Source organism: Acidiferrobacteraceae bacterium, assembly GCA_037388825.1.
GTDB lineage: Bacteria > Pseudomonadota > Gammaproteobacteria > Acidiferrobacterales > JAJDNE01 > JARRJV01.
Genome location: JARRJV010000004.1, coordinates 1 through 18,897, shown reverse-complemented (window position 1 = coordinate 18,897; position 18,897 = coordinate 1). Strand labels below are relative to the sequence as shown.

Below are 18,897 nucleotides of genomic sequence, written 5' to 3'. Positions count from 1 at the left end.
TCAGTGTCCCTCCTCACGTAGTGGTTCGACGATCAACACCAACCCTTCCATCCCCACGATGCGCAGCTGCTGCCCCGCGGAAACAGGCTCGGCGCAGCGCGCCTGCCATTCCTCACTATGGGCACGTACACGCCCGCGACCGGAGAAATCCTCCAGCGCCGTTGCCGTGCCGCCAATCATTTCTTCCCGCCCGCTGACCGGTCGTCGTCGCCGGGCACGCGCTGCCACAATACCAACAGCGCCGAATGCGACTGCCCCCGTGATCGCTGTCAGGCTGATAATCACCCATGACACCTGAAAACCCTCAACGTCGGTATCCATCAACATTACCGAACCGGCCACCAGGGCGATGACGCCACCAATGCCAAGCGCGCCAAAGCTCGGAACAAAGGCCTCGGCCACCATGAAGACGATGCCGAGCATGATCAAGGCAAGGCCGGCGTAGTTCACCGGCAACACATGGGAGGCATACAGCCCGAGCAGGAGACAGATTCCGCCAATGACGCCCGGCAGGACAAAACCCGGATTGAGCAGTTCGTAGAAGAGCCCGAACACGCCCAACATCATAAGAATCGGGATTACATTGGGATTGGTAATGACCGCAAGCAACTCGCTTCGCCAGTCGGGGTGGACATAGCGCACGGTCGCGTCGCGTGTGTGGAGAACAATGGTCTTGCCCAGGACTTTCACCTTGCGCCCGTCAATTTTTTGCAGCAGGTCTGGCAGATCTTCCGCCATCAGGTCGATCACGTGTTTTTCCAGGGCCTCTTTTGCCGGCAGGCTCGCTGCATCACGCACCGCCTTCTCCGCCCATTCCACATTGCGCCCACGCATCTGCGCCAGGGAACGAATATAGGCGATGGAGTCGTGCAGAATCTTGCGACCCATGGCGTCTTCGGGTTCATGGGACTTGGGCTCTTCCTTGCCCGATTCCGGTGCGCCGGGAAAGCCGCCGATTCGCACCGGCGTGGCGGCGCCAAGGTTTGTGCCTGGCGCCATGGCCGCTATATGGCTGGCATACAGCAGGTAGGTGCCCGCGCTTGCCGCACGTGCGCCACTCGGGGCGACGAATATGGCCACCGGCACGGGCGACGCAAGCATGTCCTGGATCATTTCGCGCATGGAGGTGTCCAGACCCCCGGGGGTATCCATCTGCAAAACGATCAATTCTGCCTTGTGCTCAACCGCACGGGCGATTCCGCGGTGCACATAGTCGGCAGTCGCCGGTCCAATCGGCCCCTTTACGTCCAGTACGACCACCTCGCCGGGCGTACTGGCGCTGGCCCACAGAAACGCCGACGCGGAGAGAAGCAAAAGGGAAATGAGGAGCCGGATCTTGCGCACGGACGGGACTCCGACAGAATCTGATTTCGGCCCAAGCCCTGCGGGAGCGACATCCACTGGCTTGGACCGGGGACGAATTACAAATACTATCAGTCAGCCTGAAGTGAAACCAGTTGGGAGAATAGGCGGATGATTCTGCAACCCGTGGTCATCGTTGGCATGGGCGAGATTGGCGGAGTGTTGGCGCGCGGCCTGCTTCGACTTGGCCACCCGGTATACCCGGTAACGCGCGCAACACCGCTGGTCGATGCGGCCCGCGAGGTCAGCGACCCGCTGGCGGTGATCATTGCCGTTGCCGAAGCGGACCTTCAGCCGGTGCTGGCCGACCTGCCGAAGGCGTGGCGCGATCGCGTGATCCTGTTGCAAAACGAGTTGCTTCCGCGGGACTGGGAACACCACCATCTCGATCCCACGGTGATATCGATCTGGTTTGAGAAGAAGCCGGGACAGGATGCGAAGGTCCTTCTGCCCTCGCCCGTGCACGGCGCGCAGGCGGAACTCATCATCGCCGCGCTGGGTGCAGTGAACATCCCCGCCCGCGAGGTCAAGGGTCGCGAACAGATGCTGTTCGAACTGGTGCGAAAAAACGTCTATATTCTGACAACCAATATCGCCGGCCTTGAATGTGGTGGCACGGTCAGGGAACTGTGGTCCCGCCACCGCAAGCTTGCCCAGGCCGTCGCCGACGACGTAATGGATATACAGGACTGGCTGACCGGAACGGAAAACGATCGCGGCCAGTTGCTCGCCGGGATGGAAGAGGCGATCGGAGGAGACCCGGAACACAAGTGCATGGGTCGCTCCGCCCCGGCGCGGCTGGAACGTGCACTCGCCCTGGCAGACACCGCCGACCTGACCGTACCCAAACTTCGTGAAATCTATTCGCAGGCCTGAGCTGAACGAAATGAGCGAACCCGTTTTCACCGTGAGCATTGAAACCTGGCCCGAAACCGAGCATGACATTCGCTTCGTTCGCGACAGCGTGTTCGTTCGCGAGATGCAGATCCCGGCGGAACTGGAATGGGACGGATTGGACTCCGATTGCGTTCACGTCGTGGCGCGCGATGCCGACGGGCAGCCCATCGGTACCGGACGGCTATTGCCCAACGGCAAGATTGGCCGTATGGCCGTACTGCCGCCCTGGCGCAGCAAGGGCATCGGCAAATCCATGCTGGAATCGATTCTCGAGGCAGCAGACAAGGCCGGAATCGATGAGGTGTGGCTGCACGCCCAATTGAGCGTCGTCGGCTTCTATCGCGAGGCAAGATTCGCCGAGGTTGGCAATTCCTTCGTCTCCGCCGGGATTCCTCACCAGAAGATGGTGCGCGATCTCAAGACCTAACCAACCGCCGGGACCTCCCGCGCCCCACGGCGACGTTTCGGTGCCGGCTTCTGTTCCCGGGGAGCCTCGTGTTCCTCCGGTGCCGGCTCGGCAACCTGGGACAACTGTGGTTCGGCCTTCTCGCCATACACCTTGTCCGGCTGCGCCGGCTTCTCGCCGGAGGGTTTCCCGCGCCTTTCCCCGCGCCCGCGCTTTGGCCTTTCCCCGCGCCCACGCCGATCATCCCGCGCCGGCCGCTCGCGCCGGACCGGCCTCTCCAGTTCCGGCAACAGATCCGCCGTCACCGGCTGGGACGGAATCTTGTGCTCGATGTATTCCTCGATATCGGGCAGGGAAAAGGAGTAGTCCTCGCAGGCGAAACTGATGGCGTCACCGCTGGCCCCGGCACGCGCCGTACGACCGATGCGGTGTACATAGTCTTCCGGGTCCTGGGGAAGATCAAAATTAAACACGTGACTGACATCGGGGATGTGCAGACCGCGCGCCGCCACGTCCGTCGCCACCAGTACCGGCAGCTTGCCCTCGCTGAATTCCTGCAACAGGCGCTGACGCTTGTTCTGCGGCACGTCCCCGGACAGGACCTCGGCGCGAAAGCCATTGCCCTCCAGCCAGCCACACAGTTTTTCCGCCACGTGCTTGGTATTGGTGAACACCAGGCTGCGGTGTGGATCCATGTGGCGCAACAGACCGATAAGCAGGGGTATCTTTTCGTCGTTCGAGGTGTAGTAGACCGTCTGCGCCACCTTGTCGGCGGTAACGTTCTCCGGCATCACATCGATGGCCGTCGGCTTGTTCATGTGCTCGTACGCGAGCTCGGCCACACGCAGCGAGAGAGTCGCGGAGAACAACATGTTGAGGCGCTGATCCGGTGGCGGCATGCGGCGTAGCAGGTAGCGAATGTCCTTGATGAAACCGAGATCGAACATGCGGTCGGCCTCGTCCAGCACCATGACCTGGGCAGCCTTGAGGTCAAACACGCCTTGCTTGAAATAGTCGATTACGCGCCCAGGCGTGCCGATCAGGATATCGACGCCCTGCTCCAGCTCCTGCCGCTGGCTCTCGTAGCCGGTGCCGCCGTATACCAGGACCATGCGCAGGCCGGTGTGGGCACCCAGGACCGCTGCATCCTTGTGGATCTGGATCGCAAGTTCCCGCGTCGGCGCCAGAATCAGGGCGCGCGTCTGGGTCGGCTTGCGCTCTGGATCTGCCGGGTGGCGCAGCAGGTGATTCAGGGTGGCCAGCAGGAATGCGGCCGATTTCCCCGTCCCGGTCTGGGCCTGCCCGGTGACGTCCTTGCCGGCCAGCGCCAGGGGCAGGGTCTCGGCCTGGATCGGGGTACAGAATTCAAATCCGGCGTCCTGGACCCCGGCCTGCAGGGTCTCGGGCAGATCGAGTTCGGAAAATCGTTTTTCGCTGAGATGATGGTCGGTCATGGCTCTGAGTTTTCCCATTGCCTTGCAAGGGGAAAACCGGACGGTTTGCTAAAGAAGGGGTTTTTGCCGCAGTTTCGGTGTGCTTGCAATGGCATGACGAATTCGCTCAAATATACACCCTGTTTGCAGGCCATCCTAGGGGTTGAATCCCGATTCCGGCGACCGCATACCCTTTTTTCTGAATTCATACTGGAGAACAACAACCATGAGTGACGGGATCTCGCACGTGACGGACGACACCTTCGAGCAGGAAGTCTTGAAGGCGGATGGCCCGGTCCTGGTGGACTACTGGGCCGAATGGTGTGGCCCGTGCAAGATGATCGCCCCGGTTCTGGAAGAGATTGCCGGCGAGTATCATGGCAAGGTGAAGATCGCCAAGCTGAACATTGACGAGAACCCGGGCACGCCGCCGAAATACGGCATCCGCGGCATTCCCACGCTGATGATTTTCAAGAACGGCAGCGTCGAGGCAACCAAGGTCGGCGCCCTTTCCAAGTCGCAGTTGTCCGCCTTCATCGAGGAGAACGTCTAGGCTTTCCATTCACGCCGCCCCGGTTTTTTTCTATGGACGAAACCCGGGGCAGGTGCTAATGTCTGTTCCAACGTCACCTGGTCCTCACCGCCCGCGTCCCGGGCGAACCTGTAACAGGCTGGCGCAATATCCAGAATAAGCTTTTTTCCCCTTTTCACTCCCGAGGATTTGTTCCTCGCCAACCCACGACCTGTTAGCACGCTATGTTACCGGCTATGAACCTGTCTGAACTCAAGAAAAAGCCCGCCGCCGAACTGGTGGATATGGCGACCCAACTGGACCTCGAAGGCGGCAGCCGCATGCGCCGCCAGGACCTGATCTTCGCCATTCTCAAGGCCCACGCGAAGAAAGGTGAAAACATCACCGGCGAGGGCGTGGTTGAAATCCTGCAGGACGGGTTTGGCTTCCTGCGTTCGGCCGACAGTTCCTACCTTGCGGGACCGGACGACATCTATGTCTCGCCGTCGCAGATCCGTCGCTTCAATCTACGCACCGGAGATACGGTCAAGGGCAACATCCGGCCACCGAAGGAATCCGAACGCTACTTCGCCCTGCTCAAGGTCGAAAAGATCAACGGCCAGGCGCCGGAAGAGGCGAAGAACAAGATCCTGTTCGAGAACCTGACGCCGCTGCATCCCATGGAACGGCTACGGCTGGAACGGGAAAACGAATCCACGGAGAACCTGACGGCGCGCATCATCGACCTGATCGCCCCCATCGGCAAGGGACAACGCGGGCTCATCGTCTCCCCGCCCAAGGCCGGCAAGACCGTCATGTTGCAGAACATCGCCCACGCCATCACCGCGAACCACCCGGAAAGCGAGATCATGGTCTTGCTCATCGACGAACGTCCGGAAGAGGTTACGGAGATGCAGCGTTCGGTCCGGGGCGAGGTGATTTCCTCCACCTTCGACGAACCGGCCACGCGCCACGTACAGGTGGCGGAAATGGTGATCGAAAAGGCCAAGCGCCTGGTGGAACACAAGAAGGACGTGGTCATCCTGCTGGATTCCATCACCCGTCTGGCCCGCGCCTACAACACCGTGGTCCCGGCCTCGGGCAAGGTGCTCACCGGTGGTGTCGACGCCAATGCCCTGCAGCGGCCGAAGCGCTTCTTCGGCGCCGCGCGCAATATCGAGGAGGGCGGATCCCTGACCATCCTCGCCACGGCCCTGATCGACACCGGCTCCAAGATGGACGAGGTGATCTACGAGGAATTCAAGGGCACCGGTAACCTGGAAATCCACCTGGAACGGCGCCTGGCGGAAAAGCGCGTATTCCCGGCCATCAACATCAACCGTTCCAGCACCCGGCGCGAGGAACTGCTGCTGGATCCGGACGAGCTGCAGAAGGTATGGATCCTGCGCAAGCTGCTGCACCAGATGGACGAGCTGGAAGCCTCCGAATTTCTGCTGGACAAGCTCAAGGCCACCAAGAACAACGCGGATTTCTTCAGTTCCATGAAGCGCTGACAGGCCCCCGGCTTGTCCCGGCAGCCCAATTCGCCTAGACTACGCCGCCCTTGGCAGTCCGCGGGTCGGAAATCCGCGGCACGGAAAGCAACGAGGCTATGAGATGAAAACCGCAATCCATCCTGAATATGCACCCATCAAGGTGACCTGCGCCTGCGGCAACACCTTCGAGACGAGCTCCACCCTGGGCCACGACCTGACGGTCGAGGTGTGCTCGTCCTGCCACCCCTTCTATACCGGCAAGCAGAAGATCGTCGACACCGCCGGCCGGGTGGAGAAATTCCGCAAGAAATACGGCATGAAGAAGTAAGGTAAGTGTTTACTTTGGATGCACGAAAAGCACCCCTATGGGGTGCTTTTTTCGTTCTGGCGCTGCTGGCCGGAACCGTGGTCGCCCGGGAAACGGCGACCGTCGCCCGGGTGGTGGACGGGGACACGGTCTGGCTGGCCGACGGCCGCCATGTGCGCCTGCTCGGGATCAACGCGCCGGAACTGGCCCACGAGGGCCGGCCGGAAGAGCCCCTGGCGCGCGAGGCACAGAAACGGCTCGCCGCGCTGATCGGGAGCCGGCCGATCACCCTGAGCCCCGGACGCGAGCCCCACGACCACTACGGCCGCCTACTGGCGCGGGTGCGCCTGGCGGACGGCCGCGACGCCGGGACCGAACTGCTGCGGGCAGGCCTGGCCGTGGCCATTGCCATACCGCCCAACCTGGCGGGCCTGGGGGCGCATGAGCGGGCCGAGGCCGAGGCCCGCCGCGCCGGCCGCGGGATCTGGTCCCGTCCCTATTTCCGCCCGCGGACCGCCGCGAACCTCCATGGGGACGAGACCGGCTTCTATTTCGTGCGCGGACGCATCGACCGCACCGGCCGCAGCCGCAAGTACATCTACCTGGATCTCAGCCGCCGCTTCGCGCTGATGGTACCGCGCCGGGATTGGCACTTTTTCTCCGGCCAGCCATCCAGCTGGGTAGGCCGGACCGTGATAGCCCGCGGCTGGGCCTTTCCCCGCGGGCGCGGGCGCCTGGGGATGAAAATCGGACACCCATCCATGGTCGAGGTGGTTACCACGAAACCATGAAGCGGGCCGCGTGCGGCCCGACTGCGGTATGCTTTGCGCTCCTTCGCACACCGGAGGGCCAGGCGGACACCGACCCCATTCCCGGAACGAGGACGACATGTCGGACAAACTCAAGCAAGACGCGCTCGAATATCACGAATACCCGGTTCCCGGGAAGATCAGCGTCACCCCGACCAAGCCATGCGAGACCCAGAAGGAGCTGGCACTGGCCTACACGCCGGGCGTGGCCGAACCGGTACGTGCCATCGTCAGCGATCCGCAGAATGCCTATCGCTACACCGACAAGGGAAACCTGGTGGCGGTCATCAGCAACGGAACCGCCGTATTGGGCCTGGGCAACACCGGGCCTCTGGCGAGCAAGCCCGTGCTCGAAGGCAAGGCGGTGTTATTCAAGCGCTTCGCCAACATCGACGTGTTCGATATCGAGGTGGATGCCGACGGCATCGATGAGTTCATTGATACCGTACGCCGCATCGCACCGACCTTCGGCGGCATCAACCTGGAAGACATCGCCGCACCGGCCTGCTTCGAGATCGAACGTCGCCTGGAACAGGAACTGGACATCCCGGTGTTTCATGACGACCAGCATGGCACCGCGGTAATCATCTGTGCCGGACTCCTGAACGCGCTGGAACTGGCAGACAAGAAACTGGACGATGCGCGCATCGTCTGCCTCGGCGCCGGGGCGGCGGGGATCAGCTCCATGCGACTGTTGCGCGACCTCGGTGCCAATGAAGACAAGCTGTTCATGGTCGACAGCAAGGGGGTCGTCCGGGCTGAGCGGGATGACCTCAACGAATACAAGCGCGAGTTTGCGCGCGCGACCGAACTCCGCGCCCTGGAAGAAGTCATGCGGGATGCCGACGTATTTATCGGTGTGTCCTCGGGCGGGAAGATATCCAAGGACATGGTCAAGTCCATGGCTGAGCGACCGATCGTGTTTGCCCTCGCCAATCCGGAACCGGAGATTCGACCGGAGATCGCGCGCGAGGTACGCGACGACGTGATCATGGCCACCGGGCGATCGGACTATCCGAACCAGGTCAACAACGTTCTTGGTTTTCCGTTCATCTTTCGGGGTGCCCTGGATGTGCACGCATCGCACATCACCGTCCCCATGCTCAAGGCCGCGGTCACGGCCTTGCGCGACCTGGCACGCGAGCCCGTGCCCGCCGATGTGTTGAAGGCCTATGGCGTGGACACGCTGGAGTTCGGCCCGGACTACATCATTCCCAAGCCTCTGGACCCGCGGCTGATCGATGCCGTTGCGCCCGCGGTGGCAAGGGCGGCCATCGCCAGCGGTGTCGCGAGGCAGGCCCTCCCGGAAGACAAGCAGGGCTAGCCGGGCCCGTGGACGCCAGCGCCTGCAAGTCCGTACGCGACTACGTGCTGTGGGCCGAACACGAATTCGAAGGAGCGGGGCTTTTCTTCGGCCACGGAACCGACAGCGCCCTGGACGAGGCCGCCTGGCTGGTCAGTTCCGCGCTGCGATTTGAACCGGAGCACCTGGACGAGAGGCTGGATGACACGCCGACGCCGGACCAGCGGGAAGCGATCAAATCCCTGGTAGACGAACGCGTTCGCACGCGCAAACCCCTGGCCTACCTCCTGCACGAGGCCTGGTTCGCCGGTCATCGCTTCTACGTCGATGAGCGCGTCATTGTTCCGCGCTCCCTGATCGGGGAATACATCCTCGATGATTTTGAACCCTGGATCGATCGCAAACGGGTGCGGGACGTCCTGGACCTGTGTACCGGTTCCGGTTGCATCGCCATTGCCGTGGCCCACGCGTTCATTGAGGCGCAGGTCGACGCGGTGGATATTTCAGCCGATGCGCTGTCTGTGGCGGAACGGAACGTACGGGAACACGATCTGGTCGATCGCGTCCACCTGATTCAGTCTGACCTGTTCAGCGGGATTCCGGGGAAACAGTACGATGTCATCGTCAGCAACCCTCCCTATGTTCCCGACGCGAGCATGGAGCAGCTGCCGGCGGAGTACGGCCACGAGCCGGACATCTCCCTGCGCGCCGCCGAACAGGGCCTGGCGATCATCGCCCGCATCCTGCGCGGGGCGGCCGCCCACCTGAAACCGGGCGGCATCCTGATGGTGGAGACCGGGGAAAGTCGTGAAGCGGTGGATCAACGCTGGCCGCGTATCCCGTTCACCTGGCTGGCCCACGAGAGCGGCGAGGAAACGGTATTCGTGCTGACGCGCGAAGAGCTGGCGGCGGCCGAGGCTCAACCGCTGTAGAGCTCCGGTCCCTGATACATTGCCTCGATCTGTTGCGCGAACTGCTGTTCGACCTCGGCGCGCTTCAGTTTCAAGGTCGGTGTCAGAAAACCGTTTTCAACGGTCCAGGGCTCGGGCACGCGGCTGAGAAAGTGAATCCGCACCCAGCCCGGCAGGTTCCCCAGTTGCCGGTTGGCGCGCTGACACAGTTCGCGCGTATCTTCGAGGCCACTGACTACCAGCAGGGCAAGGCGGCTGCGTCCCTCTCCGACCACCATGACCTGCTCGAAGACCGGATCGCTGAGGATCGCCTGCTCGACGTCGGTCGGGGATACGTTCTCGCCATTGCTCATGACGATCATCTCCTTGGCGCGACCGGTGATATAGACCCGCCCGTCGCGGATCTCGCCCAGGTCGCCTGAATGGAACCAGCCGTCGTCGTCGATCACAGCCCGCGTCGCTGCCTCATTTTCCCAGTAGCCCAGCATGATGTGGTCACCCCGGATCAGGATCTCGCCGTCTTCCGCGAGTTTCACCTCGGTGTCGGGCAGGGCGTAACCAACGGAAGCAGGATCGTTGTCTTCCAGGGTCTGCACCGTGGCGATGGGAGAAGTTTCAGTCAGGCCGTAGCCCTGGATGATGGGAAGCCCCAAACCGCAGAAGACCCGCGCCAGCGTGGGCGAAAGGGCCGCGGCACCAACCAGGACAATACGCAGGCGCCCACCGAGACGCTTGTACAGCTTGCGCGCCACGAGCAGTTTCAGGAGCGGCCACAGAATGCGGTCCATTAGCGTGGCCTGCTTGCAGAAACGGCGCCAACCTACGTCCACCGCCTTTTCGAACAGGAATCGCTTGAAGGATCCGGCCGGTAGGCCCTCCTGCATGCGCACATAGATGCGCTCGAAGATGCGCGGTACAGATACCAGGACGGTAGGCTGGTGGGTATGGATATCCTCCGCCAACTCGGTTATGCCGCGGGCAAAGACGGTTTGTGCGCCGCTGACCACGGCCATGTAGTAGCCGACCGTGCGCTCCAGCGTATGGGACAAAGGCAGAAAGGAAACCATGCGATCGGATTCGTTGATGTCGACGGTATCGAGGCCACCTTCGAGATCGAACAGGATATTATAGTGACTCAGCATCACCCCCTTGGGACGGCCGGTGGTACCGGAGGTGTAGACGATCGTTGCCATCTCCTGTCCTGTTGCCGGCGACTTCGCCAGTTCACCGGGGGAGCCGGGGAGCCAGTCGTTGAGGGCCATCACCTTGTCATCAGCTACGGCCGGTGACGCGAGGGTAACCACCTTCTCGACGTCGTTGACGTGCTCACGAAGCTGCGACCACAGCTTGTCGTCCTCCAGGACCAACAGGCGAACCTCGGCATCATTCATGCACCAGGCCATGTTGTCTGGCCGGTCGTTGAAATAGAGGGGAACGGTAATCAGGCCCAGGCCCAGGGCGGCCTGGTCGAAGAACACCCACTCAATCCGGTTACGCATACAGACGGAGATCCGGTCACCGGGCTTCAGTCCCTCGGCAACCATGGCCTGTTGCCAGCGCGAGACCTCGTCCGCGGCCTGGCTCCAGGTGTAGTCAACCCACTCGCCTTCGCGGTACTGCCTGTAAGCGACGCGATCGCTGCTCGCGCGCACGCGGGCGATAAACGCATCCGAAAGGGTGCTGTCTTTGTCCGTACGGATTCGCATAGTAATTATTCTGGCGCCGGCCTGGCGGCCATCTCCTCCCAACCCGCGTCCGGCTGAAACCGGGGGCCAAAGGCCTCCACCAATATGTGCAGCCGGTGCTCGATGGAATCGATACCCTCGACCCGGGCATAGCGTACCGGACCACCGCGAAACGGGGCAAACCCCGTGCCGTAGACCATACCCACATCCACCGCCTCGCCGTCAGCGACGACCTGTTCCCGCAGGCAGGCAGCGGCCTCGTTCAACTGGCGCAGGATCAGGCGATCCGTGAGCGGAATATCCTCCCGCACCCGGCCACGCGCGCGGCGGGGCTGGCCGTTCTTGTCATAGCGATAGAATCCTCGACCGGTCTTCTTGCCCAGATGTTTCTTTTCCACCATGGAGCGCAAGCGCGACGGCACGCTCATTCCCAGGGGCTCGGCCAGTTCTTCCGCCACGGACAGGCAGATGTCCAGTCCGACGGTGTCAGCGAGATGGATCGGGCCCATAGGCATGCCGAAGTCGGTTGCGGCACGGTCGATATCGGCCAGGGGCACGCCTTCACCCACCAGCACCATGGCCTCCATCAGGTAGGGCATGAGAATCCGGTTAACCAGAAAGCCCGGGCTGCTCTTGACCAGCAAGGGCAGGCGCGCGAGGGCAACCGTGAATGCCGCGCCCCGACGCACGAAGTCATTGCCACTGTGCTCGCCCCGTACCACCTCCACCAACTGCATCTTCGCTACCGGGTTGAAGAAGTGCAGCCCGATCAGGCGTGCCGGCTCCCGAAGCGCGGTGGCGATCTCCTCCAGGGGGATGCTGGAGGTATTGGTGGCGAGGATTGCCGTCGGCGGCGCGTGCTTCTCTGCCTCGGAAAAGACGGCGCGCTTCACATCCAGGTTTTCCGCCACGGCCTCGATCACGAGGTCCGCATGGCGCAGTCCGTCGCCGCGGATATCGGGCATCAGGCGATCCATGGCCTCCTGAACAGGGCCCGGTGCCTTGAGCTTCTTCCGGAACAGACCATGGGCCCGCTTGATGGCGCGGGCAATGCTTTCCTCGCTGCGGTCGTGCACGCTTACCGTGAAACCCCTGGACGCGGCCCAACTGGCGATGTCACCACCCATGACCCCCGCACCGATCACATGCACATGGCGAATGCCGTGCGGAGCCTCGCGGCCCTGGCGCTTGAGTGCCTCACTGGCGAGAAACAGGTGCACCAGGTTGCGGCTGACGGGCCCGGCCAGCAATTCACCAAGCGCCCGCGTCTCCTGGTCGGTCCCGCCCCGGCGACGCCACAGATCCAGCACCCGCCACGGCGCGGGATACTGATCCCGACGCGCGCGCTTGCGCAGCTGCCGCGCAACCAGGCGTGCTACCCACGGCCTCAGCGGCGCCGATGCCAACCAACGTTGCAGGCGAGGCGGACGAGCGCGGCGCGGCTTGCGCCGCACAAGATCCACGGCGGCACGCTCGAGATGTCGCACTGGAACCACGACATCGACCAGACCCACGTGTTTCGCCGCGCGTGCCGATAGCGGCCGGCCGCTGAGCATCATATCGAGGGCCGGCAGGGGTCCGATCAGGAGCGGCAGCCGGATCGTCCCGCCAAACCCGGGAACGATGCCCAGCTGAACCTCCGGCAAACCCAGCCGGGTGCGCGGATCGTCGGTAGCGATGCGGTAATCGCAGGCCAGCGCCAACTCCAGGCCGCCACCCAGGCAGTTGCCATTCACCACGGCAATCGTTGGAACGCGGAACGCCTCGATGCGTCCATAGAGTTCGTGCACCCTTGCCGCCATCGCTGTCGCTGTCGCCGCGTCGAGGTCCTGAAACTCCTTTATGTCGGCGCCCAGTATGAAGTCCTTCGGCTTGCCCGAACGGAACACGACGCCGCGGGGGCCGTCTCCACCGGCGAGACGATGCTCCACCTCGCCCACAAGGGTATCCAGTTCCGCCGGTACTTCAGCGGACAGTACGTTGGCGGACCGGCCGGCGACATCCAGGGTCAGAGTCAATATGTCGTCCTGCACTTCCTGTCGCCAGTGCTTCATCTGTTCGCGCACTCCTTCGAATGGTTTATCCATGGGCCCGTACCAGCATGGCTCCACCCTGTCCGCCGCCGATGCACAGCGTTGCAACCCCCTGGCCGCCCCCGCGCTCGCGCAGGGCGAGCAACAAATGCAGGACCAGGCGTGCACCGCTGGCGCCCACCGGGTGGCCGCAACTTACGGCGCCGCCGTCGACATTGAGCTTTTCCGGATCCATGGCACCGAGGGGCTTGTCCATGCCCAGTTCGTCGCGCGCGTAATCGGCGCTGTCCCAGGCCGCCTGGCATCCAAGCACCTGGGCGGCAAAGGCCTCGTTCAGCTCCATGAGGTCCAGATCTTCCATGTTCAGCCCCTGCCGCTTCAACAGGCCGGCCACGGCGTGTACCGGGCCGAGGCCCATCTGCCGTGGATCCACGCCCGCCCATTCGTGGTCAATGAGCTCTCCCAACACCGTCAAGCCATGTTCTTGCACCGCCGCCTCGCTTGCCAATACAAGCATGGCGGCACCATCCGTGACCTGGGAACTGTTGCCAGAGGTAACCAGACCGTAATGCCGGTCGAACACGGGTTTGAGCTTCGCCAGTTTTTCCATGTCCGTATCGCGGCGCATGCCATCGTCTTCCTTGGCGACTGCTCCGCCGGGGCTGAACAGGGGTATGACTTCATCCTGCATACGCCCTTCGTCGAAGGCCTTTGCCAATCGCTCATGGCTGCGCAGGGCGTAGGCGTCCTGCTCTTCCCGCGTGATGCTGAATCTCTTGGCTACGATTTCCGCCGTTTGGCCCATGGACAGTTTCACCAGCGGATCGCTCAGGCCAAGCAAGAGGGTGAAGACGGGCTTCAGGTAGGACGGGCGCAATCGCGCAATCGCCCCCATGCGGGACGCAAAGGTCTTCGCGCGCATGACTTGCGCCAGCCACCCCACCATGGCGGTATTCCACTGGATGGGCGAACGGCTCATGGCCTCGGTGCCCCCGACCAGGACCAGATTCGAATAGCCCAGGGCAATGCGCTCATAGCCGCTGGCCACGGCCTGCATTCCGGAGGCGCAGTTTCGTTGAACGGTATACGCAGGCACGGCCTTGCCGCAGCCCAGGCGCAGCGCGATGATGCGCGCGATGTTGGCCTCGTCCGGTGCCGGAATCACGCAGCCCACGATCACCTCGTCGATTGCCTCCGGCTCGAAGGGCATGCGTGCCAGTACCGGCCGGGCCGCGCTGACAGCGAGATCGGCGGCGGCATAGGGTCCAGGCTTTCCCCGGGCCTTCAGAAACGGCGTCCTCGCCCCATCGACTACAAATACCTTTCGCTCCGCCATGGCGACTCTCCTCAATTGGCCGCGGCGCGCCGCTCCGACTCGACTACGGCGCCAAATTCACTCAGTGAAAAGTCATCCACCTGAATGACCTCCAGGCGCGCGGCCTCGGCGGCGCGAATCAGTTCCATGTCCTCCCGGTTGATGGCGCCGGCTGCGCGCGCCGAATCCAGTTGCATGGTCAGGTCGCGACCGGTGGCCAGGCCTTCCTTGATGGCCTGGCGCAGCCTGCGTTCCGCCGGTTCGGCGGCGATGACTTTGGCCAGGGCATCTTCCAGGACGTGCAGGGGGCCGGCCGGGTCCGTGGAAATGAACGTATCGGCGGTCAGGCGGTCCCGCGTCGCGGACGGCTCCAGCAACATGCCGGCCACCTTGTGCCCGAGGTGGTCGTTGGCGACGCCGATGTAGCGGCCCAGGGGCAGGGCCAGCCGGCGCATCAGCCAGGCCACCACCCGCACCGGGAAGTTCTGCATCATTCCATCCAGCGCTTCTTCCACGTTGTTGAGGCAATAACGCCCGGCCCACTGGAACAACGGCAAGTCGTCCTTCGGCTGGCCGTCATCGACGAAGCGTTTGATCAGGGCCGAAGTCAGATACAGATAGCTCAAAGCGTCCGCGAAACGGCCGGAAATTTTTTCCTTGCGCTTCAGGTCGCCCGCCAGAGTCAGCATGGCGAGATCGGAACAGATGGCGAAGGCAGCGCTCAGCCGTTCCACGTGCTGGGCGTAACGACGAGCGTGACCGTTCAGCGGAACCCGGGCAAAGCGACCGCCACTCAGGGCCAGGAAAAGCGAACGCGCAGCGTTGGTGACCACGAAGCCGATGTGGCCAAAGATGGCGCGATCGAATTCGCGCAATGCCCGGCGCGGGTCCTCGTCGCGCGTGGCGCTGATCTCCTTATATATATAAGGATGGCACCGGATCGCTCCCTGCCCGTAGATGATCAGCGAGCGCGTCAGGATGTTCGCACCCTCCACCGTAATGCCGACCGGCAGCATCTGGTAGGCACGACCGATCTGGTTGCGCGGCCCCATGCAGATGCCCGACCCGCCACGCACGTCCATGGCGTCGTTCACCACCCGGCGCATGTGTTCCGTGAGCTGGTATTTGACGATGGCCGAGATTACCGACGGCTTTTCCCCGGCATCGACCCCGGACAGGGTGAGGGTGCGCCCGGCGTCCATCATGTACGTGTAGCCGGCGATGCGCGCCAAAACCTCTTCGATGCCCTCGAAGCGCCCGATAGGCAGGTTGAACTGCCGGCGGATCCGGCTGTAGGCACCAACGGTACGGGAAGCGAACTTGCCGGAAGCCGCGCTCACGGCCGGCAGCGAGATCGAACGCCCGGCCGCCAGGCTCTCCATCAGCATGCGCCATCCCTGACCGGCCCGTTGCGGCCCGCCGATGATCCAGTCCACGGGAATGAATACGTCCGCGCCCTGGGTGGGCCCATTCTGGAACGGAACACCCAGGGGGTCGTGACGCCGACCGATGGTGATTCCCGGGGTGTTTGTGGGAATCAATGCGACGGTGATCCCCAGGTCCTCGCGGTCGCCCAGCAGTTTGTCCGGATCGTAAAGCTTGAAGGCCAGCCCCAGTACCGTCGCCACCGGCGCCAGGGTGATGTAGCGCTTGTTCCAGTTCAGGCGGATCCCCAGCACATCCTTCTTGCCCTCAAACTCGCCACGGCAGACGACGCCGTTGTCCGGCATGGCGCCGGCGTCACTGCCGGCCTCGGGACCGGTCAACGCAAAACACGGCACCTCTTCACCGCGGGCAAGACGCGGCAGGTAATGCTGCTTCTGCTCCTCGGTGCCGTAGTGCAGCAGCAACTCTGCCGGCCCCAGGGAATTGGGCACCATCACCGTGACCGCTGCCGTCAGACTGCGGGTCGAAATCCTGGTGACCACGGAGGAATGACCCAGGGCGGAAAACTCAAGGCCCCCGTACTCCTTGGGAATGATCATGCCGAAGAATCCCTTCTCCTTGAGGAAGCGCCACGCCTCCGGTGGCAGGTCGCGCAACTCATGGATGATCTGCCAATCGTCCAGCATTTCGCACAACTCGTTCACCGGACCGTCGAGAAAGCGTCTCTCCTCCTCCGACAACGTCGGCGGCGGTACCGCGAGCAGCTTGCGGAAATCCGGTCGCCCACTAAACAGCTCCGCGTCCCACCAGACCGTGCCCGCCTCCAGGGCCTCGCGCTCGGTAGCGGACATGGAGGGAAGTGCGCCGCGAAAGGCAGCGAACAGATAGCGACTGATCAGGGGTCGACGAAGCCAGGGCAGATTCAGGGGCGCCGCCAACAGCAGGTACAGGGTCCCGAGCACCCAGAAAACGGTCGCCGACGCACCCAGCGTGTACAAACCGCCCGCGCCGACCGCTCCCAGGCCCAGGGTCCAAACGACAAATGGAACCCGCCAGTACAGCATGGCCCAGATCAGGGCGAGACCTGCGATCACGTATAGGACGACCATGACACCCTCCTTGGGACGGTTCCCGGCTCGCCGTACCGCGGCAAACCGGCCCTGTCAGATTCAGTGAACCTACCTTAATAATAGAAAACATTTTGCGGCAAAAGTTTTGGTGGATTCTTTGATCTGTGTTGGTCCGGATCCGGAAAAAGCACGCTACTCCATTAATAATCCCTTATATTGATCGTCAATACTTTTCCCGGGCATTCCCGAAAACGATCGTGCCGCGGTGGCAGGGAAGAACCGAACGCGATGCAAATCTCATCGCTCGTGCTGGCCCCTTTGTTGACCCTGGTGACCGCCGACGGACTGGCGCTCCAGACAGGGCACCAGGGGCGCAACGATCCACAAGCCGGACCTACCTGGCACTTCTCGCCTCGCTGATGATCGCCGCGATTACGTCCCAGGGTGTTTTGAGCAACGGGAGGAGTGCTCGATGAGCGCGGGTCGGACCGCCTATGCGGAACCGGACGGAACCAGCAAGTCCCTGGACGAATGTGCCGCGGATTTCGAGGCGGGACTCATCCGGCGCACCCTGGAGCAGTGTGGGGGAAACAGATCCAGGAACGCGCGGCTTTTCGGCCTGCGCGCCAATACCTTGCACTACAAGTTGGTCCGGCACGGGCTTGCGGGCAACCGGCGCAAGCTGGATGACTGACCAGAGCCGCCGTCAGATCTCGATCATCTCAAATTCGTCCTTGCTCGCACCACATTCCGGGCATTTGAAATTTTCCGGCACGTCTTCCCATCGGGTGCCTGGATTGATGCCCTCATCCGGGAGCCCTTGCTCCTCTTCGTAGACGAACCCACAAACCACGCACATATAGCTTTTCATCATAACTGAACCACTGCTTCGAGCCCGGACGATATCACGCGCGAATTCTCGCAGATTTGTCTCGCTAGTGAAACGCCGGAAGCTCTTGCGCTACAATCGATCGCCTGCCCCCAACGCAACAAACATGAATCACCATTCTTCCAAAGCGACCGCGGTTGTGCTGTTCAATCTTGGCGGACCCGACTCACTATCGGCGGTGGAACCGTTCCTGTTCAACCTCTTTTCCGATCCGGATATTTTTCGCCTGCCGCTGCCCTGGCTCACACAGAAGCCCTTTGCCCGCATGCTGTCGAAGCGGCGCGCACCGGAGGCCTCCATGGGCTACGAGGCCATGGGCGGAAAATCACCGCTGCTGGACCATACCCGGGACCAGGCCCTGGCCCTGGAGCAATCCCTGCGCAAACACGGCGCCTTCGATGTTCATATCTGCATGCGCTACTGGCATCCAATGGCGCCGCAGGTGGTGGCCGAGCTGAAGGAAGCGGGCTATGAAAACGTGATTCTCCTGCCGCTGTATCCACAATACTCCCGCACCACCACCGGCAGCTCCTACAACGATTTCATGCGTGCCTGCCGCCGCGCTGACTACTCACCGCGCATCAGCCTGATCGAGAGCTGGTACGAACACCCGCTGTATCAACAGGCGATCGCGGGAGCGATTCGCTCCGCCGCGCAGAAACTGCCGGACCCGGATCCGGCAAATATCGAGCTGCTGTTTTCAGCCCATGGTTTACCACAAAAGATCGTCGATGCCGGCGACCCTTACGAACAGCACATCCGCGCCACGGTGGAAGGCGTCCGCAAGATCTTGCAGTGGCCGCATACCACGCTGTGCTACCAGAGTCGTGTAGGGCCTTTGCCATGGCTCAAGCCCTATACCGAGGAGACCATCCGCGAGAAGGGCCGCGCCGGGGCGAACCAGATCCTCGTCTATCCCATCGCTTTTGTGTCCGATCACATAGAAACCCTTTACGAGCTCGGTCGGGAATATGCCGTCGTTGCCCGCGAGTGCGGTGTGGAACACTACCGCGTCGTGCAGCACTGAACGCCGACCCGGAACAGATTCAGGCCCTTACACAATTGGTGCTCGGTCATGACAGGC

17 protein-coding genes and 1 pseudogene are annotated in these 18,897 nt (G+C 62.7%); 11 read left to right on the top strand and 7 right to left on the bottom strand.

The window, feature by feature from the left end; all coding sequences use genetic code 11:
* The gene (locus P8X48_01290; GenBank protein ID MEJ2105947.1) at window positions 1–1,344 is read right to left on the bottom strand and encodes a nodulation protein NfeD; all 1,344 of its coding nucleotides are present in this window, start codon (window positions 1,342–1,344) and stop codon (window positions 1–3) included.
* Window positions 1,345–1,473: 129 nt separating this feature from the next.
* Between P8X48_01290 and P8X48_01285 the strand changes: the two genes are divergently transcribed.
* Complete coding sequence (locus tag P8X48_01285) at window positions 1,474–2,238, top strand: hypothetical protein (protein MEJ2105946.1); 765 nt, start codon at window positions 1,474–1,476, stop codon at window positions 2,236–2,238.
* Between the two features lie 10 nt (window positions 2,239–2,248).
* The gene (locus P8X48_01280) at window positions 2,249–2,686 is read left to right on the top strand and encodes a GNAT family N-acetyltransferase (protein ID MEJ2105945.1); all 438 of its coding nucleotides are present in this window, start codon (window positions 2,249–2,251) and stop codon (window positions 2,684–2,686) included.
* A 194-nt stretch (window positions 2,687–2,880) separates the two neighbouring features.
* Here P8X48_01280 and rhlB read toward each other — a convergent pair.
* Window positions 2,881–4,119: pseudogene (rhlB, locus tag P8X48_01275) on the bottom strand (ATP-dependent RNA helicase RhlB).
* A 205-nt stretch (window positions 4,120–4,324) separates the two neighbouring features.
* Between rhlB and trxA the strand changes: the two are divergent.
* From trxA to prmB, 6 genes are all read left to right on the top strand, one after another.
* Window positions 4,325–4,651 (top strand): thioredoxin TrxA, encoded by a 327-nt coding sequence (trxA, locus tag P8X48_01270; GenBank protein MEJ2105944.1) that lies wholly within the window; start codon window positions 4,325–4,327, stop codon window positions 4,649–4,651.
* Window positions 4,652–4,866: 215 nt separating this feature from the next.
* A complete protein-coding gene (gene rho, locus P8X48_01265) occupies window positions 4,867–6,123 on the top strand; it encodes a transcription termination factor Rho (protein MEJ2105943.1) in 1,257 nt (418 codons plus the stop codon).
* A 103-nt stretch (window positions 6,124–6,226) separates the two neighbouring features.
* Window positions 6,227–6,433, top strand: coding sequence for a 50S ribosomal protein L31 (rpmE, locus tag P8X48_01260; protein ID MEJ2105942.1), 207 nt, complete (start codon window positions 6,227–6,229; stop codon window positions 6,431–6,433).
* 14 nt (window positions 6,434–6,447) lie between these two features.
* Window positions 6,448–7,203: a thermonuclease family protein gene (locus tag P8X48_01255; protein ID MEJ2105941.1), complete on the top strand. Its 756-nt coding sequence runs from the start codon at window positions 6,448–6,450 to the stop codon at window positions 7,201–7,203.
* Between the two features lie 97 nt (window positions 7,204–7,300).
* The gene (locus P8X48_01250) at window positions 7,301–8,545 is read left to right on the top strand and encodes a malic enzyme-like NAD(P)-binding protein (protein MEJ2105940.1); all 1,245 of its coding nucleotides are present in this window, start codon (window positions 7,301–7,303) and stop codon (window positions 8,543–8,545) included.
* Window positions 8,546–8,553: 8 nt separating this feature from the next.
* Window positions 8,554–9,456 carry a 50S ribosomal protein L3 N(5)-glutamine methyltransferase gene (prmB, locus tag P8X48_01245; GenBank protein ID MEJ2105939.1) on the top strand — a complete coding sequence of 301 codons (903 nt, stop codon included), beginning with the start codon at window positions 8,554–8,556 and terminating at the stop codon, window positions 9,454–9,456.
* Here the strand turns inward: prmB and P8X48_01240 are convergent.
* From P8X48_01240 to P8X48_01225, 4 genes are read right to left on the bottom strand one after another with little or no spacing between them, the layout of a single operon-like run.
* Window positions 9,444–11,141 carry a long-chain fatty acid--CoA ligase gene (locus P8X48_01240; protein ID MEJ2105938.1) on the bottom strand — a complete coding sequence of 566 codons (1,698 nt, stop codon included), beginning with the start codon at window positions 11,139–11,141 and terminating at the stop codon, window positions 9,444–9,446. The genes prmB and P8X48_01240 overlap by 13 nt on opposite strands.
* 5 nt (window positions 11,142–11,146) lie before the next feature.
* Window positions 11,147–13,207: a 3-hydroxyacyl-CoA dehydrogenase NAD-binding domain-containing protein gene (locus P8X48_01235; protein MEJ2105937.1), complete on the bottom strand. Its 2,061-nt coding sequence runs from the start codon at window positions 13,205–13,207 to the stop codon at window positions 11,147–11,149.
* Window positions 13,200–14,489, bottom strand: coding sequence for an acetyl-CoA C-acetyltransferase (locus P8X48_01230; protein ID MEJ2105936.1), 1,290 nt, complete (start codon window positions 14,487–14,489; stop codon window positions 13,200–13,202). The genes P8X48_01235 and P8X48_01230 overlap by 8 nt, the downstream gene beginning before the upstream one ends.
* Before the next feature lie 11 nt (window positions 14,490–14,500).
* The gene (locus P8X48_01225; GenBank protein ID MEJ2105935.1) at window positions 14,501–16,963 is read right to left on the bottom strand and encodes an acyl-CoA dehydrogenase; all 2,463 of its coding nucleotides are present in this window, start codon (window positions 16,961–16,963) and stop codon (window positions 14,501–14,503) included.
* Between the two features lie 249 nt (window positions 16,964–17,212).
* On the opposite strand from P8X48_01225, the gene P8X48_01220 reads away from it, so the two are divergent.
* Window positions 17,213–17,344 carry a hypothetical protein gene (locus P8X48_01220; GenBank protein MEJ2105934.1) on the top strand — a complete coding sequence of 44 codons (132 nt, stop codon included), beginning with the start codon at window positions 17,213–17,215 and terminating at the stop codon, window positions 17,342–17,344.
* Between the two features lie 52 nt (window positions 17,345–17,396).
* Window positions 17,397–17,618, top strand: coding sequence for a helix-turn-helix domain-containing protein (locus tag P8X48_01215; protein MEJ2105933.1), 222 nt, complete (start codon window positions 17,397–17,399; stop codon window positions 17,616–17,618).
* Window positions 17,619–17,630: 12 nt separating this feature from the next.
* On the opposite strand, the gene P8X48_01210 is transcribed toward P8X48_01215, so the two are convergent.
* Window positions 17,631–17,795, bottom strand: a complete 165-nt coding sequence (locus P8X48_01210) for a rubredoxin (GenBank protein MEJ2105932.1) — start codon at window positions 17,793–17,795, stop codon at window positions 17,631–17,633.
* A gap of 124 nt (window positions 17,796–17,919) precedes the next feature.
* Here P8X48_01210 and hemH point away from each other — a divergent pair, with 124 nt between their 5' ends.
* On the top strand, window positions 17,920–18,840 hold the full coding sequence (gene hemH / locus P8X48_01205; GenBank protein ID MEJ2105931.1) for a ferrochelatase: 921 nt from the start codon (window positions 17,920–17,922) through the stop codon (window positions 18,838–18,840).
* Window positions 18,841–18,897 lie beyond the last annotated feature (57 nt).

Coding starts and splice junctions, on each gene's coding strand:
- P8X48_01280 (MEJ2105945.1), top strand. CDS start 2,249: ATGAGCGAACCCGTTTTCACCGTGAGCATTGAAACCTGGCCCGAAACC.
- hemH (MEJ2105931.1), top strand. CDS start 17,920: ATGAATCACCATTCTTCCAAAGCGACCGCGGTTGTGCTGTTCAATCTT.
- P8X48_01240 (MEJ2105938.1), bottom strand. CDS start 11,141: ATGCGAATCCGTACGGACAAAGACAGCACCCTTTCGGATGCGTTTATC.
- rho (MEJ2105943.1), top strand. CDS start 4,867: ATGAACCTGTCTGAACTCAAGAAAAAGCCCGCCGCCGAACTGGTGGAT.
- rpmE (MEJ2105942.1), top strand. CDS start 6,227: ATGAAAACCGCAATCCATCCTGAATATGCACCCATCAAGGTGACCTGC.
- trxA (MEJ2105944.1), top strand. CDS start 4,325: ATGAGTGACGGGATCTCGCACGTGACGGACGACACCTTCGAGCAGGAA.
- P8X48_01285 (MEJ2105946.1), top strand. CDS start 1,474: ATGATTCTGCAACCCGTGGTCATCGTTGGCATGGGCGAGATTGGCGGA.
- P8X48_01225 (MEJ2105935.1), bottom strand. CDS start 16,963: ATGGTCGTCCTATACGTGATCGCAGGTCTCGCCCTGATCTGGGCCATG.
- P8X48_01235 (MEJ2105937.1), bottom strand. CDS start 13,207: ATGGATAAACCATTCGAAGGAGTGCGCGAACAGATGAAGCACTGGCGA.
- P8X48_01230 (MEJ2105936.1), bottom strand. CDS start 14,489: ATGGCGGAGCGAAAGGTATTTGTAGTCGATGGGGCGAGGACGCCGTTT.
- P8X48_01250 (MEJ2105940.1), top strand. CDS start 7,301: ATGTCGGACAAACTCAAGCAAGACGCGCTCGAATATCACGAATACCCG.
- P8X48_01215 (MEJ2105933.1), top strand. CDS start 17,397: ATGAGCGCGGGTCGGACCGCCTATGCGGAACCGGACGGAACCAGCAAG.
- P8X48_01210 (MEJ2105932.1), bottom strand. CDS start 17,795: ATGAAAAGCTATATGTGCGTGGTTTGTGGGTTCGTCTACGAAGAGGAG.
- P8X48_01220 (MEJ2105934.1), top strand. CDS start 17,213: ATGCAAATCTCATCGCTCGTGCTGGCCCCTTTGTTGACCCTGGTGACC.